Source organism: Streptomyces sp. NPDC096152, assembly GCF_044763235.1.
In the GTDB taxonomy this organism is placed as follows: Bacteria; Actinomycetota; Actinomycetes; order Streptomycetales; family Streptomycetaceae; genus Streptomyces.
In genome coordinates, this window is record NZ_JBIWFW010000002.1 from 614,282 (window position 1) to 628,126 (window position 13,845).

The following is a 13,845-nucleotide window of genomic DNA, read 5'->3' on the forward strand; positions in this document are numbered from 1 at the left end:
GAAGAAGCATGACCACCCGCACCTGGCTCATCACCGGTGTCAGCAGCGGCCTCGGCCACGCCCTGACCACCCAGCTCCTCGAACGCGGAGACCGCGTGGTCGGCACCGTCCGCGCCCTCGACAAGGTCGCCGACCTGCGCGAGAAGTACCCCGACACCTTCCGGGCCCGGATCCTGGACGTCACCGACACCGGCGCCGTACGCAAGGCGGTGGACGAGGCGTTCACCGGCGGCCGCATCGACGTGGTCGTCTCCAACGCCGGCTACGGCCTGTTCGGCGCCGCGGAGGAACTCACCGACGCGCAGGTCGACCACATCATCGCCACCAACCTCACCGGCTCCCTCACCCTGATCCGCGCGGCCCTTCCCCATCTGCGGGCCCAGGGCGGCGGCCGCGTCCTCCAGATCTCCTCCTACGGCGGACAGGTCGCCTTCGCCGGCAACTCGCTCTACCACGCCACCAAGTGGGGCATCGAGGGCTTCGTCGAATCCGTCGCGCAGGAGGTCACCGGCTTCGGCATCGGCATGACCCTCGTGGAGCCGGGCGGGGCCCGCACCGAGTTCCGCTACGGCAGCGCCCGGGTCGCCGACCCGATGGACGTCTACGACGACACGCCCGCGCACGCCTTCAAGGCCATGCTCGACCCGGCGAACGGGCTCGCGCCCGGGGACCCGCAGCGGATGGCCGCGCGCATCATCGAATCCGTCGACGTGGAGCCCGCGCCCCTGCGGATGGTCCTCGGCTCCCAGGCCCTGGACTCCACCCTCGACGTCCTCCGCAAGCGGATCGACGACTTCGGGACCCAGCGTGAGGCGGCCAAGGCCACCGACCACCCGGCCGGAGAGTGAGTCCCCGGCCCGGCAGGCACGTGCCGCAGCGAGCCCGGCCGCCGGCGACACCCCACCGAGGCCGGCCTGCGCCCGCTCGAACACCGACCCGCCCGCGACCCGCGCCCGCCCCTCTCCCCCCTACGACCAGCACCACACCAAGGAGTACCCGTGAAGTTCGTCAAGCCGCGGCCCACCGGCAAGGGCCCTGAGGACTGGTTCAACGGCGATGTCTGGTTCGACGTCATCCACGCAGGCACCGAGCCCTCCCGCCTGCGCGCGAACATGGTGCGCTTCGCCCCCGGCGCCCGCACCGCCTGGCACCACCACGCCGTCGGCCAGACCCTCCACGTCGTCGCCGGGATCGCCCTCATCGGCACCCGCGACGGCACCGTCCTCGAAGCACACCCCGGTGAAACGGTGACCTGCCCGCCCGGCGAAGAACACTGGCACGGAGCAACCGCGGACCGTTTCATGGAACACCTGGCCCTGTGGGAAGGCACCGCGCCCGACGACGGCCAGCCGGAGACCACCTGGCTCGAACACGTCACCGACGAGCAGTACGACAGCCCCCGCACCCGAAACCACTGAAGGCTCCGGCAGCCGCCGGGCGGCGGAGAGGCCAACCGGACCTCCGGTGCCGGCGCTGCGCCCGTTCACCACGCCGGGCATCGTGCCGTGCTGTGGAGTCGTCCGGGCGTGACCGGTCAGCGACACCCGCGGGCGTTGAGCCGGGCGGCCTGGCGCGTCAGGTGGTCGCGTTCGGCGAGGTTGGGCGCCTTCCGGGCGGCCTCGGCGTACAGGCGTGCCGCCGTCACCAGGTCGCCGTCGCGCTCGTGGAGGTACGCGGCCGCCGCGGTGTGGCGGGGCAGCGAGGGGTCCAGCGATGCGAGCGCCGCCAGCCCGGCACGCGGTCCGTCGGCCTCGCCGACGGCGACCGCGCGGTTGAGCCGGACGACCGGGCTGTCGGTCAGGCTCGCGAGTTCGTCGTACCACTCGACGATCTGGACCCAGTCGGTCTCCTCGGCGGTGGGTGCGTCGGCGTGGAGTGCCGCGATGGCGGCCTGGGCCTGGAACTCGCCGAGCCGGTCCCGGGCGAGGGCCGCCTGCAGGATCGCGATGCCCTCGGCGATCGCCTCCGTGTCCCACCGGCCGCGGTCCTGCTCGGCGAGCGGTACCAGGCTGCCGTCCGGCGCGGTACGGGCCGCTCGCCGGGCGTGGTGGAGCAGCATGAGCGCGAGCAGCCCCGCCACCTCGGGGTGGTCGATCACGGCCGCCAGCTGCCGGGTGAGCCGGATGGCCTCGGCGGCGAGGTCGACGTCGCCCGAGTAGCCCTCGTTGAAGACCAGGTAGAGGACGCGCAGCACGGTGGCGACGTCGCCGGGCTGGTCGAACCGAACCTTGGAGACGGTGCGCTTGGCCCGGCTGATGCGCTGTGCCATGGTCGCCTCGGGCACCAGGTAGGCCTGGGCGATCTGGCGGGTGGTCAGCCCGCCGACGGCGCGCAGCGTCAGCGCGACCGCGGACGACGGCGTCAGCGACGGGTGGGCGCACAGGAAGTAGAGGTGGAGCGTGTCGTCCACCGTGGGCGCGGGCCCGGGCTCAGGCTCCTGGTCGACGAGGTCCTCACGCCGGCGGCGGGCGGCCTCCGCCCGGGTCGCGTCGAGGAAGCGGCGCCAGGCGACGGTGACCAGCCAGCCCTTCGCATCCCGCGGGGGATCGGCCGGCCAGACGCGGACCGCTTCGACGAGCGCGTCCTGCACGGCGTCCTCGGCCGCCGCGAAGTCGGCTCCGCGGCGGACGAGGACGGCGAGCACGCTGGGCGTGAGGCTCCTCAGCAGGGCCTCGTTCACTGGTGGGGGCACTCCGAGATGGTGGGCGGCGCGGCGAGGAAGGGGCGCAGCTCGAGCCACTCGTGGATCGGCTTGCCGCCCGCCCCCGGTGCGGCCGACAGCTCCCCGGCCAGCTCGACGGCCCGCTCGTAGCTGTCGACGTCGATCACCATCCAGCCGGCGATGAGGTCCTTGGTCTCGGCGAACGGACCGTCGGTGACGGGCGGCCGCCCCTCACCGTCGTACCGGACGAACGTCCCCTCGGGGGCGAGCGCCTGGCCGTCGACGAACTCGCCGGTCTTCTCGAGCCGCGCCGCGAAGTCGTTCATGTACCGCATGTGCGCCGAGATCTCCTGCGGCGTCCACTGGTCCATCGGCACGTCGTTGACCGCCGCCGGAGCGCCGCGGTAGTGCTTGAGCAGCAGGTATTTCGCCATCGTGCTTCTCCTCGGTGCTGGTGCGACCCATTGTGGCCGCCTTCACCCCAGGGACGGAGCCGGCCACGGGTTCTCGACATCGCCGCCCGATTTTTTTCCGGACGCCCGTGATTTTTCCGGACGCCCGTGGAGAAGCGTGGTGAGTCCGTCTCGGGGTGTCGGCCCGCGGCGTGGGGCCGGGGTGGAACGGCACGGGACCTCCAGGGCCCGGGGTGATGCGCGAGCGCCGTGTGAGGCCGTAGCCGGAGCGGCGCTCTCCGCGCCAGCCGATCGGGTGTCCCGGCCCTGCCGCGGGAGTGTTTCGCGGCGGCGGAGTACTCGCCACGCGCCTGCCGGGGCAAGGCATGGGGAGGACACGGCAGCACGCTGTCAGGAGGAGGGCGTTCCGTGAGTCCTGAGCCACACCACCCCGCGCGGTCCGAGGGACGCGCGCACCACGCCGCGGACATGACGTGAGGGGACGGCGTCGGCCCCGGGCCACGGGACCGGCCGAGGGCCGCCGTCCCGGTGAGCGGCTCGCGGACGCGGCCGACGCCCGGCTGCCCGTCCACGACGGGGCAGGCCGGCTGCTGCGCAAGTCCTTTCCGGATCACTGGTCGTTCCTGCTGGGCGAACTCGCTCTGTACAGCCTGATCGTGCTGGTGCTCACCGGCGTGTGGCTGACGTTCTTCTTCAAGCCCGAGATGCGGGAACTGGTCTACGAGGGCTCCTACGGCCCGCTGCGCGGGACGCTCGTGTCGGGCGCCTTCGACTCGACCCTCCGCATCAGCTTCGACGTACGCGGCGGCCTGCTGATCCGGCAGACCCACCACTGGGCCGCCCTGGTCTTCGTCTCGGCGATCGGCCTGCACCTGCTGCGGATCTTCTTCACCGGCGCCTTCCGCAGGCCGCGGGAGATGAACTGGGTCATCGGCGTCACGCTCTTCGTGATCGCCCTGGCCGAGGGCTTCGCCGGCTACTCCCTGCCGGACGACCTGCTCTCCGGCACCGGCCTGCGGATCGCCCAGGGCGTCATGCTGTCGATCCCGGTGATGGGGACGTACGTGAGCATGTTCGTGTTCGGCTCCCAGTTTCCCGGCGAGGACATCGTGCCCCGGCTGTACAGCCTGCACATCCTGCTGCTGCCGGGCGCGCTGATCGTCCTGGTCACCGTGCACCTGATTCTGGTCTTCCATCTGAAGCACACCCAGTGGCGCGGTCCGGGCCGTACGAACGCCAACGTCGTCGGCAAGCCCCTGTACCCGCGGTTCACGGCTTCCTCCATCGGCCTGTCCTTCACCGTCTCCGGGCTGCTGGTGCTGCTCGCCGGGCTCGCGCAGATCAACCCGGTATGGACGTACGGCCCCTACCGGCCGGATCAGGTGTCCACCGGCTCCCAGCCGGACTGGTACGTCGGTTTCCTGGAAGGAGCGCTGCGGCTCGTCCCACCCTGGGAGACGAACCTCGCCGGGCACACCCTCATGTGGAACGTCCTGCTGCCCGCCGCCGTCCTGCCCGCGCTGCTCTTCGCCGTTCTGTACGCCTACCCCTTCGTCGAGCAGCGGCTGACCGGGGAGTGGCGGCAGGAGCAGCACTTCTGCGACCGGCCCCGCGAACGGCCGGTGCGTACCGGCCTCGGCGCCGCGGGCGTCACCTTCTTCGGAGTGCTGCTGCTGGCCGGCGGGAACGACATCGTGGCCATGACCTTCCGGATCTCGGTGAACGCCTTGACCTGGATCTTCCGGGTCGCACTGATCGTGGCCCCCGTCCTCGCCTTCTTCGTCACCCGCGCGCTGTGTCGTGCCCTGCTGCACGTGGAACAGCAGCGGCTGGTCGAGGGCGAGGAGACCGGCGAGGTACGGCAGACCCTCACCGGGGGCTACGAGAGCGGCCACCGGCCGGTGACGTCGTTCCGGCCGGGCGCCCCGCGCGCTCCGCTCAGTCCTCCTGACCGGCCCCCCGGCTCGCGTACTGGAACACCATCCCGGCCACACCACGAGCCAGAACGCCGAAGCCGATGAGGAACAGCCACAGCCCGAACACCACGCCCGCCGCCGCGAGGGCGAACCCGAAAGCGGTGACCACCGGCCAGGGGCTGTGCGCCGGGAAGAACTCCAGCGGGCCGGCGGAGTCCGCCACCTCGGCCTCTGTACGGTCCTGGGGGCGGGGGCCGCGGCGTACGTACTGGGTCGCACAGAAGAACGACACCAGCGCCGCCATCCCGAACGCGACGATCAGCGCGGCCGTGCCGGCGGGCTCGGCATCCGACCACACACCGTAGAGCGCCGCGGCGGCGCCGAAGAAGACGGCCACGCCGCCGAAGAGCAGTGCCTCCACCTTCACCGTTGCGCCTCCTTCTCCGGCCGCCGCCCGATCTCCGGATGGTGCAGGTCGAACGCCGGGGACTCCGACCGCACCCGGGGCAGCGCCACGAAGTTGTGCCGCGGCGGCGGGCAGGCGGTGGCCCACTCCAGGCCGCGCCCGTACCCCCAGGGGTCGTCCTGCTCGACCCGCCGCCCCTTGTGGGCCGTACGCCACACGTTGTAGAGGAACGGCAACGTGGAGACGCCGAGCAGGAGAGCGCCCGCCGAGGAGAGGGTGTTGAGCAAGGTGAAACCGTCGTTGGGCAGGTAGTCGGCGTAGCGGCGGGGCATCCCCGCCTCACCGAGCCAGTGCTGGACGAGGAACGTCAGCTGGAAGCCCGGGAAGAGCAGCCAGAAGTGCAGCTTGCCGAGACGCTCGTCGAGCATCTTCCCGGTGAACTTGGGCCACCAGAAGTAGAACCCGGCGAACATGGCGAAGACCACGGTGCCGAACAGCACGTAGTGCAGGTGTGCCACGATGAAGTACGAGTCGGTGAGATGGAAGTCGAGCGGCGGCGACGCGATCAGAACCCCGCTCAGCCCGCCCAGCAGGAACGACACCAGGAAGCCGATCGACCACAGCATCGGGGTCTCGAACGAGAGCGAGCCCCGGTGCATCGTCCCGATCCACGCGAAGAACTTGATCCCGGTCGGCACCGCGATCAGGAACGACATGAGGGAGAAGAACGGAAGCAGCACCGCCCCCGTCGCGAACATGTGGTGCGCCCATACGACCGCGGACAGCATGGTGATGCTGGTCGTGGCCCCGATCATCGGCAGATAGCCGAACAGCGGCTTGCGGGAGAACACCGGGAGGATCTCGGTGACGATGCCGAAGAACGGCAACGCGACGATGTACACCTCGGGATGCCCGAAGAACCAGAACAGGTGCTGCCAGAGCAGGGCGCCGCCGTTGTGTGCGTCGAAGACGTGCGAACCGAACTTCCGATCGCACTCCAGTGCGAGGAGCGCTGCCGTGAGCACCGGGAACGCGGGCAGCACCAGGATGGACGTGAACAGCACGTTCCACGTGAACATCGGCATCCGGAACATGGTCATGCCCGGGGCGCGCAGGCACAGGATCGTCGCGATGAAGTTGACCGCGCCCAGCGTCGTCGACACACCGGTGACCACCAACCCCATGACCCACAGGTCACCGCCCGCGCCGGGGGAGTAGTACGCGCTGTTGAGCGGCGCGTAGGCGAACCAGCCGAAGGCGGCGGCGCCGCCCGGGACCAGGAAGCCGGAGACCACCATGAGGCCGCCGAGGAGATACATCCAGTACGACAGCGCGTTCAGCCTGGGGAACGCCACGTCCGGGGCGCCGATCTGCAAGGGCATCACGGCGTTCGCGAACCCGGCGAACATCGGGGTCGCGAACAGCAGCATCATGATCGTGCCGTGGATGGTGACGAACTGGTTGTAGGTGTGCGCGTTCATGAACTGCAGCCCCGGACGGGCCAGTTCGGCGCGCATGCCCAGAGCCAGCAGCCCCGCGAGGAGGAAGAAGCAGAACGCCGTCACCATGTACAGCCGGCCGATCACCTTGTGGTCGGTGGTGGTGGACCAGGCCAGCAGTCTGCGCCCCAGCGGCGTCGCAGCGGCGGGAGGCGCGGGCTCGTCGAGGCGCTCCGACAGTTCGCTCATGATCCTCCTCAGCCGTGCCGAGTGCGGGGAGCGCCTCGCGGTGCCCTGGTCGGCGCAGGGGGAAACCGCCGGCTCCCGCCGGCGGACGGCGCCCACCGAGACGACGGAAACCGGCACGACGACAGGTGCGTTCACTCTGTGGCGACGCTACCGGTGATGCGGCGGATGCCACGTCCGCCACGCCTCTCCGCCCGAGCGTCCGGCGCCGAGTGGCGGGCACTCGGGCGCAAGCGCGACCTGCCCGGGCACCGCCGCGGCGCCCACCCGGCCTGCTCACGACCGTGCTCGGAGTTTGCGAGGACAGGAAGCACGCGTGAGGAGTCCTCGGTGGGTACCCATACGCGAGGCGGACCGCCACGCGAAGCCGCCACACCACCTCGGGCCTTCGAGAGAGGAGACGACATGCCAGGCGATGAGGACCGCAAGGGCGAGACCGCGCTCGACGAGGTGTTCCGGGAGATCTCAGAGGCCGACGAACGCGATGCCGCCAGGAAGCCCCGGGAGGACGGACATGAGGGCGAGGCCGCGGACGCGATCACCCCCAACGCCGGAGCCCAGCGGGAATCCGAGGGCGGCTGATAACGAGGATGAAGGAGTCGAAGCGGTTTTCGATTCTTATGAGGAGGCTGTGCCATGCCGGCGGGATCGAGCAAGAAGAGGGAACGTCAGTACGAGCACGTCAAGGAAAGTGCTCGAAGCCGCGGTGAGTCGACGAAGCGGGCCGAGGAGATCGCCGCGCGGACGGTGAACAAGGAGCGGGCACGTTCCGGGGAAGCGCGGCAGAAGAGCAGCGTTTCCACGGGCGACAAGAAGTCCGCCTCCCAGCGAGGCGGCGAGCGTTCACATTCGGGCGCACAGGGACCTACGCGCGATCAGCTGTATGCCGAGGCCCGGAAGAAGAACGTGCGGGGACGTTCGTCCATGTCGAAGCAGCAGCTCAAGGAAGCGCTGGGCCGCTGACAGGCCGATCACGACGAGGTTCCGCCCGAGCGGTGGCTGCCCTGGCGGCTCGGTGTCGGGTGGTGCGGAACGCCCGAGCGGGCGCAGCGGTGTCGGCCGGAGCGGGCCCGAAGACGCGGCACGGCTCACTGCTTCACCCGATCCGGCGCTGATCGCCGAACTCACCGGCCTGGTGTTTGCGGCCTACGGCCCAGGGGCAGTCGGGAGTTCGTGCTTCGGACTGGAGGCGCGCGCCCAGCGGGAACCCCCGACTGCCGGCTCCCTCCAGTGGTCCGGGCACGCTCTCCGTTGCGGTGATCTGTGACAGGGCCTTTCGGCCCGAAGCGCCGTGAGACCCCCGGCGCCGCCCGAACGCGAGGAGACCGCCCGATGCTGATGCCCCCGCCCACCACCCTGCGCCGGCTGGTCAAGGAATACGAGACGCTCTCCGTCGAGGAGAGCCTCACCGGACCCGGCGCACCGAGCGCCCGCCTGCGGGACCTCGCCTACACCCTGTGCGTGTCCACCGGCACCCGCGAGATCACCGACGCTCTGAAGGCCGCCCGCGCGTACCTCGACCGCACAGCGTCCGGTGTGGCGGCCCGGTCCGGACAGGCCGGGCTCGTCGCGGAACGGTCGGCACCCCCCTGCGCCCCGCCCGTCGCCTGATCCCCGGCGCAGTCCCCGGCGCAGTCCGTTCGGGCGCGGATGGGCGCGGATCGGCAGCGGTTGCCGTGTGATCGCCGATCCGCGCCGGGCTTCCCGGGTGGCGCCGTCAGTCCTCCAACCGGACCTCGACGACGCCTTGTTCGATCCGTACCTCGAAGGCAGGCTGCGGCGCGGTCGCCGGGCCCTGCACGTTCCACCCGTCGGTGAGCCGGAAGACGCTGCCGTGCCAGGGGCAGCGTATGCAGCCGTCGGTGAGGTCTCCCTCCGAAAGGGGGCCGCCCAGATGGCTGCACCGCTCGGCCAGGACGTGCACGCGGTCCTCGTTCTCGCGCACGATCACCACGGGTACGTCGTCCACGTGGTGGCGTATCGGCTTCCCGACCGGAATGTCGGCCAGATCCGCGAGCCGGTGCCATCCGGACGCCACCGCTTGGGGCACGTATTCGGCATGGTTGGCGCCGGCCGCCTGTCGGTAGGCCAGGTGACCGCCGAGTGCGCCGCCGAGCCCCACCGCCGCGAGTCCGGCGAAGCCGAGGGCCTTGCCCGCCCCCTCCCGGCCGCGAAGGCGGGTGACGAGGGAGGCGGTGAACAGGGAGACGGCCGCGTTGTTGGCCAGGGCATGGACCAAGCCGACGCGCTGCTGCCGGCTGTGAAGCTCGGCCCAGTCGACCCAGCCCGACACCGCGGCGGGAAGCGCGGCGGCGAGCCCGACCCCGATGAGTACACGTGGTCCCCGGCGCGCCCCCGGCAGCAGATCGAGCACGCCCGCGGACAACCACGTACCGACGGGCACCTGCACCAGCAGCGGATGCAGGGGGTGCCCGAGCCATCGCCCGTGCAGCGCGTCGCGCCCGGCACCCAGCGGCACGGACCGCACCGCGCTGCGCAGGGCGTCGATCACACGGTCGGCCCCACTCCACCGCTCCAGGCGATCCACCGCCGACAGGACAGCTTCGGAACCTGGCTGCTTCATCCGGTCCTCCCGGGTCGTCTCACGCCGAGCAGGAGACGAGTAGCCCTGCCCACCCTCCGGAAACTACGGAAGGCGATGCGGCTGCTGGATCACAGACCGTTTGGAGTGCCTCCCAGGGGCACTCGGAGACCACGGTCATGAAGGTCATGAATCGAAGAGCACGGTCATGAGAGGTCGGCCGCCTGGACCTGCGGAGGCGGCCGACCTGCCGCGTCCGAACGGCGAGAGCCGGGGAGATTCGCCGGAACGCCGATCGAGACCTGCACGAGCCGCTCCCTTACGCGGCGCAGGCCGCGTCGCCCGCGAAGGGCGCATCGCCCCGGACTCACCGAAGGAGGAGACATGCGTCTGTCATTTCTGCAACAGCTTTTTGATCGCGACGGCCCCTGGGCAACCGTGTACTTCCATGCAGCGCACGAGGACGAAGCAGGTGCCAAGCGGCACGAGCTGTCCGTCGGAGAGGCCTGCCGGACGCTGGAGGAGGAGGGCGCCGACGCTGCGACCGTGCGGGCGGTACGGGAGACACTGATGGAGGCGTCTCCCGCCGAAGACCCCGCGGGCCGCGTCTACTTCGCCACGGACGGCGAGGTGGTCCTGAGCCACGCCCTCTCGCGGCCGCCGGAACGCCCGATCTCCGTCTGGGCCCCGTTGCCGCGGCTGACACCGCTGCTGGAACTGTCCGGCCGGGACCCGCTGTGCCTCGTGGCGTACATCGACCGCACCGGTGCCGACTTCGAGCTGCGCTCCGAGGCCGTGTCCCACCACGCCGGCCAGGTCGCCGGGCGGCGGCATCCCGTGCACCGCACGGCGTCCGACCAGTTGAGCGAGCGGCACTTCCAGCTCAAGGTCGAGAACACCTGGCAGCACAACGCCGGTGCCGTCGCGGAAGCACTCGCCTCGGCCTGCGAGGAGAGCGGCGCCGATCTGGTGGTGCTGGTGGGCGACGCACGTGAACGACGCGCCGTGCACGAAAAGCTCCCCGATCCGGTCCGCCGTGTCGCGGTCGAGACCGCCCACGGCGGTCGCGCCCCCGGCTCGTCCTCCGCCGCGCTGGAGGAGGACATCGCCGAGGCCCGGCAGCAGTACGTGCACCGCCGTGCCCAGGAGGCGCTCGACCGCTTCCGCACCGGCCGGAGCGGCGGCCAGTCGCCCGTCGGCGCGGTGGAAGGCGTGCCGGCCCTGGTCGAAGCCGCCCGGGAACACCGCATCGACACTCTGCTGATCCGACCCGACGGGCCGGATCTGGCAAGTGAGACCTGGATCGGAGGCCGGCCGGACCAGTTGGCCGTGCGCCGTACCAACGCCAGGACCCTGGGCGAGAGCGACCCCTGGCCCGCACGCGCGGACGACGCGCTCCTGAGGTCCGCCGCCACCACAGGGGCCGACGTCATGGTCGTCGCCCCCGACGAGGCGGACGACCACCACCTGCCGACAGGGGGCCTCGGAGCCCTGCTCCGGTGGACCTACGAGCCGAGCGCGGTCTGACGAACCGCACGCACCCCCACAAGAGAGACACCTCATGAGCGAGCATCCGACGCACAAGCACCCCCAGCCGGACTTCCCGGCCCAGGAGCAGGAGCACCCCGGCTGGACCGGCCCCATGGACCCTCCACCCGACCACGGTGAAGAGACGTACGAGGGCAGCGGGCTGCTCGACGACCGCAAGGCGGTGGTGACCGGTGGCGACTCCGGCATCGGCCGCGCCGTGTGCCTCGCCTTCGCCCGCGAGGGCGCCGACGTCCTGTTCACCCACCTTCCGGAGGAGGGCGAGGACGCCCAGGCGACCGCGCGGCTCGTCGAGGAGGCGGGCCGCAAGGCGGTCGCCGTCCCCTGCGACATCCGCGAGGAAGAACAGTGCAAACGGCTGGTCGAACGCGCCGTTGCCGAGTTCGGGCGGATCGACGTCCTCGTCAACAACGCCGCCTACCAGATGGCGCAGCCCGACGGCATCCAGGCGATCACCACGGAACAGTTCGACCGGGTCGTCCGGACCAACCTCTACGGCATGTTCTGGCTGTGCAAGAAGGCCCTGCCGCACATCCCGGCCGGCGGATCGATCATCAACACCACGTCCGTGCAGGCGTACAAGCCCAGTCCCCATCTCCTCGACTACGCCACCACCAAAGGCGCGATCGTCACCTTCACCCAGGGGCTGGCCCAGATGGTGGCGCCCGACGGGATCCGGGTCAACGCGGTGGCTCCCGGGCCCGTGTGGACTCCGCTCATCCCGGCGACGCTGCCGGACACCCAGCAGTTCGGCAAGCAGGCCCCCCTGGCCCGGCCCGCCCAGCCCGCCGAAATGGCACCCGCCTACGTCTTCCTCGCCTCGGAGCGGGCCAGTTTCATCACCGCGGAGATCCTGAACGCCACCGGCGGCACCCCGCTGCCCTGACCGCTCGCGGCCGGGGCGGCCCACCGCGCACCGTCAGACACGGCGGCAGGCGGCGCGGCGGCAGGCGGCGCGGCGGCACGGCGTGCGTCGTTGGCGTGCGTCGTCTGCCGAGCCGCTGGTGCCGTTCCGCGCATGGACACGGGGCCGCTCCGCACGGCGGCCGCCCGCACCGCCGCGCCCTTGCCTTGGCAGGGCACCAGGGCTGTGAAAGGCTCGCTCCATGGCATGTCTGTCTCCCGTCTGCACACCGATCTCGAACGTGTGAGCCCGGCTGCCTGCTGGGGAGTTTCTCGGACTCCAGGCTCCCGTTCGGGAGTGAGGACCAGCCATGACGACCACCGAGCGCGCTCTCCACCGCGACGAACCCAGTGACCCCACCCTGTACCGCACCCCGGCGGACGCCGTTGCCGCGCCCCCGGAGAGCCTCGCCTATGTAGTCGGTTTCGACCCCACCGCACAGCGCCCGGACGCGCTGTTCACCGTCGGCACGGACCCCGAATCCCCCACATACGGCCGTGTGATCTCCCACGCGGACCTGCCCGACCCGGGCAACGAACTGCACCACTTCGGCTGGAACGCCTGCTCGAGCGCGCTGGCCCACGCCGGCCACCATCACGCCGCACGGCGCTACCTCATCGTCCCGGGACTGCGCTCCTCCCGGCTGCACGTCTTCGACACCAGCCCCGACCCCGCCCGCCCCCACCTGATCAAGGTGATCCAGCCGGAGGAGCTGGCCGCCAAGGCCGGATACTCGCGTCCCCACACACTCCACTGCGGCCCGGACGGGATGTTCCTGTCCTGTCTGGGCGGCGCGGACGGTGAGGAGGGGCCGGGCGGCGTGGCCCTGCTGGACCACGAGAGCTTCGACGTCCTGCGACCTTGGGAGAGCGACCACGGACCGCAGCGGCTGTCCTACGACGTCTGGTGGCATCTGCGGCAGAACATCGCCGTCACCAGCGAGTGGGGGACCCCCTCGATGATCGAGGACGGACTGGTCCCCGAGCTGCTGCTGGGGCGCCAGTACGGCCACGCACTGCACTTCTGGGAGCTGGACTCCGGCCGGCACCTGCAGCGCGTCGATCTGGGGGACGAGAACCAGATGGTGCTGGAACTGCGCCCCGCACACGACCCCGAGGCGACGTGGGGCTTCACGAACACCGTGGTCAGTGTCGAGGACCTGTCGGCGTCGGTGTGGCTGTGGAACCGGGAGGGCGAGGACTTCGTCGTCCGCAAGGTGATCACCGTCCCCGCCGAGCCCGCGCAGGCGGAGGACCTGCCCCCGGCGCTGCGGCCGTTCGGCGCCGTGCCTCCCTTGATCACCGACATCGATCTGACGGTGGACGACCAGTGGCTGTACGTGTCCGCGTGGGGGACCGGGGACCTGCTCCAGTACGACGTGAGCGACCCGTTCCATCCCCGGCAGACCGCCTCCGTGCGTCTCGGCGGCATCGTCAGCCGGCAGCCGCACCCCGCCGAGCCGGACGTCCCGCTGACGGGCGGAGCGCAGATGGTCGAGCTCAGCCGCGACGGCCGGCGCGTCTACCTGACGAACTCGTTGTACGCCGCCTGGGACGCGCAGTTCTATCCCGAGGGCATCGACCCGTGGATGGTCAAACTCGACGCCGACACCACGCACGGCGGGCTCGAGGTCGACAGCCGCTTCTTCCCGCACGGCCCGGACTTCCTCGGCCTGCGCGTGCACCAGACGCGCCTGCAGGGCGGCGACGCCTCCTCGGACTCGTACTGCTACCGCCGCTGACGCAGCCGGCGCGCCCCGGTAACCGCAC

At 71.1% G+C, this 13,845-nt stretch carries 14 protein-coding genes; 9 read left to right on the plus strand and 5 right to left on the minus strand.

Features of this window, described 5'->3' with window-relative positions; translation table 11 throughout:
- Positions 1–8: 8 nt before the first annotated feature.
- Both ACIQ9G_RS08265 and ACIQ9G_RS08270 read left to right on the plus strand, forming a co-directional pair.
- Positions 9–848 carry an SDR family oxidoreductase gene (locus ACIQ9G_RS08265; RefSeq protein ID WP_403607512.1) on the plus strand — a complete coding sequence of 280 codons (840 nt, stop codon included), beginning with the start codon at positions 9–11 and terminating at the stop codon, positions 846–848.
- A 150-nt stretch (positions 849–998) separates the two neighbouring features.
- Positions 999–1,418 carry a cupin domain-containing protein gene (locus ACIQ9G_RS08270; RefSeq protein WP_403607513.1) on the plus strand — a complete coding sequence of 140 codons (420 nt, stop codon included), beginning with the start codon at positions 999–1,001 and terminating at the stop codon, positions 1,416–1,418.
- Between the two features lie 116 nt (positions 1,419–1,534).
- Here the strand turns inward: ACIQ9G_RS08270 and ACIQ9G_RS08275 are convergent, their stop codons facing one another.
- On the minus strand, positions 1,535–2,680 hold the full coding sequence (locus ACIQ9G_RS08275) for an RNA polymerase sigma factor (protein WP_403607933.1): 1,146 nt from the start codon (positions 2,678–2,680) through the stop codon (positions 1,535–1,537).
- Complete coding sequence (locus ACIQ9G_RS08280) at positions 2,677–3,096, minus strand: YciI family protein (protein ID WP_403607514.1); 420 nt, start codon at positions 3,094–3,096, stop codon at positions 2,677–2,679. The genes ACIQ9G_RS08275 and ACIQ9G_RS08280 overlap by 4 nt, the downstream gene beginning before the upstream one ends.
- 452 nt (positions 3,097–3,548) lie before the next feature.
- Between ACIQ9G_RS08280 and ACIQ9G_RS08285 the strand changes: the two genes are divergently transcribed.
- Positions 3,549–5,096 carry a cytochrome bc complex cytochrome b subunit gene (locus ACIQ9G_RS08285; RefSeq protein WP_403607515.1) on the plus strand — a complete coding sequence of 516 codons (1,548 nt, stop codon included), beginning with the start codon at positions 3,549–3,551 and terminating at the stop codon, positions 5,094–5,096.
- Here the strand turns inward: ACIQ9G_RS08285 and ACIQ9G_RS08290 are convergent.
- Positions 5,014–5,418 (minus strand): cytochrome c oxidase subunit 4, encoded by a 405-nt coding sequence (locus tag ACIQ9G_RS08290; protein WP_403607516.1) that lies wholly within the window; start codon positions 5,416–5,418, stop codon positions 5,014–5,016. The two genes, ACIQ9G_RS08285 and ACIQ9G_RS08290, sit on opposite strands and share 83 nt — an antisense overlap.
- Entirely contained in the window at positions 5,415–7,085 is a 1,671-nt protein-coding gene (ctaD, locus tag ACIQ9G_RS08295) for a cytochrome c oxidase subunit I (RefSeq protein WP_403607517.1), read from the minus strand. Before ctaD ends, ACIQ9G_RS08290 begins: the two co-directional genes overlap by 4 nt.
- Positions 7,086–7,487: 402 nt before the next feature.
- Between ctaD and ACIQ9G_RS08300 the strand changes: the two genes are divergently transcribed.
- The 3 genes from ACIQ9G_RS08300 to ACIQ9G_RS08310 all read left to right on the plus strand — a co-directional run bounded on the left by ACIQ9G_RS08300 (position 7,488) and on the right by ACIQ9G_RS08310 (position 8,693).
- Positions 7,488–7,664, plus strand: coding sequence for a hypothetical protein (locus tag ACIQ9G_RS08300; protein WP_403607518.1), 177 nt, complete (start codon positions 7,488–7,490; stop codon positions 7,662–7,664).
- Between the two features lie 54 nt (positions 7,665–7,718).
- Complete coding sequence (locus tag ACIQ9G_RS08305; RefSeq protein WP_403607519.1) at positions 7,719–8,045, plus strand: plasmid stabilization protein; 327 nt, start codon at positions 7,719–7,721, stop codon at positions 8,043–8,045.
- 369 nt (positions 8,046–8,414) lie between these two features.
- On the plus strand, positions 8,415–8,693 hold the full coding sequence (locus tag ACIQ9G_RS08310; RefSeq protein ID WP_403607520.1) for a DUF5133 domain-containing protein: 279 nt from the start codon (positions 8,415–8,417) through the stop codon (positions 8,691–8,693).
- Positions 8,694–8,799: 106 nt separating this feature from the next.
- On the opposite strand, the gene ACIQ9G_RS08315 is transcribed toward ACIQ9G_RS08310, so the two are convergent.
- The gene (locus ACIQ9G_RS08315) at positions 8,800–9,666 is read right to left on the minus strand and encodes a Rieske 2Fe-2S domain-containing protein (protein WP_403607521.1); all 867 of its coding nucleotides are present in this window, start codon (positions 9,664–9,666) and stop codon (positions 8,800–8,802) included.
- 342 nt (positions 9,667–10,008) lie between these two features.
- On the opposite strand from ACIQ9G_RS08315, the gene ACIQ9G_RS08320 reads away from it, so the two are divergent.
- The 3 genes from ACIQ9G_RS08320 (at position 10,009) to ACIQ9G_RS08330 (ending at position 13,817) form a co-directional block, all read left to right on the plus strand.
- The gene (locus ACIQ9G_RS08320) at positions 10,009–11,151 is read left to right on the plus strand and encodes a Vms1/Ankzf1 family peptidyl-tRNA hydrolase (RefSeq protein WP_403607522.1); all 1,143 of its coding nucleotides are present in this window, start codon (positions 10,009–10,011) and stop codon (positions 11,149–11,151) included.
- Positions 11,152–11,185: 34 nt separating this feature from the next.
- Positions 11,186–12,058 (plus strand): SDR family oxidoreductase, encoded by an 873-nt coding sequence (locus ACIQ9G_RS08325; RefSeq protein ID WP_403607523.1) that lies wholly within the window; start codon positions 11,186–11,188, stop codon positions 12,056–12,058.
- A gap of 328 nt (positions 12,059–12,386) precedes the next feature.
- Positions 12,387–13,817 carry a selenium-binding protein SBP56-related protein gene (locus ACIQ9G_RS08330; RefSeq protein WP_403607524.1) on the plus strand — a complete coding sequence of 477 codons (1,431 nt, stop codon included), beginning with the start codon at positions 12,387–12,389 and terminating at the stop codon, positions 13,815–13,817.
- The last annotated feature ends 28 nt before the right edge of the window (positions 13,818–13,845 follow it).

What these genes read in the sequence shown, in the direction of transcription:
- ACIQ9G_RS08265 (WP_403607512.1), top strand. Translation starts at nt 9, where the DNA reads ATGACCACCCGCACCTGGCTCATCACCGGTGTCAGCAGCGGCCTCGGC.
- ACIQ9G_RS08280 (WP_403607514.1), bottom strand. Translation starts at nt 3,096, where the DNA reads ATGGCGAAATACCTGCTGCTCAAGCACTACCGCGGCGCTCCGGCGGCG.
- ctaD (WP_403607517.1), bottom strand. Translation starts at nt 7,085, where the DNA reads ATGAGCGAACTGTCGGAGCGCCTCGACGAGCCCGCGCCTCCCGCCGCT.
- ACIQ9G_RS08300 (WP_403607518.1), top strand. Translation starts at nt 7,488, where the DNA reads ATGCCAGGCGATGAGGACCGCAAGGGCGAGACCGCGCTCGACGAGGTG.
- ACIQ9G_RS08305 (WP_403607519.1), top strand. Translation starts at nt 7,719, where the DNA reads ATGCCGGCGGGATCGAGCAAGAAGAGGGAACGTCAGTACGAGCACGTC.
- ACIQ9G_RS08310 (WP_403607520.1), top strand. Translation starts at nt 8,415, where the DNA reads ATGCTGATGCCCCCGCCCACCACCCTGCGCCGGCTGGTCAAGGAATAC.
- ACIQ9G_RS08315 (WP_403607521.1), bottom strand. Translation starts at nt 9,666, where the DNA reads ATGAAGCAGCCAGGTTCCGAAGCTGTCCTGTCGGCGGTGGATCGCCTG.
- ACIQ9G_RS08320 (WP_403607522.1), top strand. Translation starts at nt 10,009, where the DNA reads ATGCGTCTGTCATTTCTGCAACAGCTTTTTGATCGCGACGGCCCCTGG.
- ACIQ9G_RS08325 (WP_403607523.1), top strand. Translation starts at nt 11,186, where the DNA reads ATGAGCGAGCATCCGACGCACAAGCACCCCCAGCCGGACTTCCCGGCC.
- ACIQ9G_RS08330 (WP_403607524.1), top strand. Translation starts at nt 12,387, where the DNA reads ATGACGACCACCGAGCGCGCTCTCCACCGCGACGAACCCAGTGACCCC.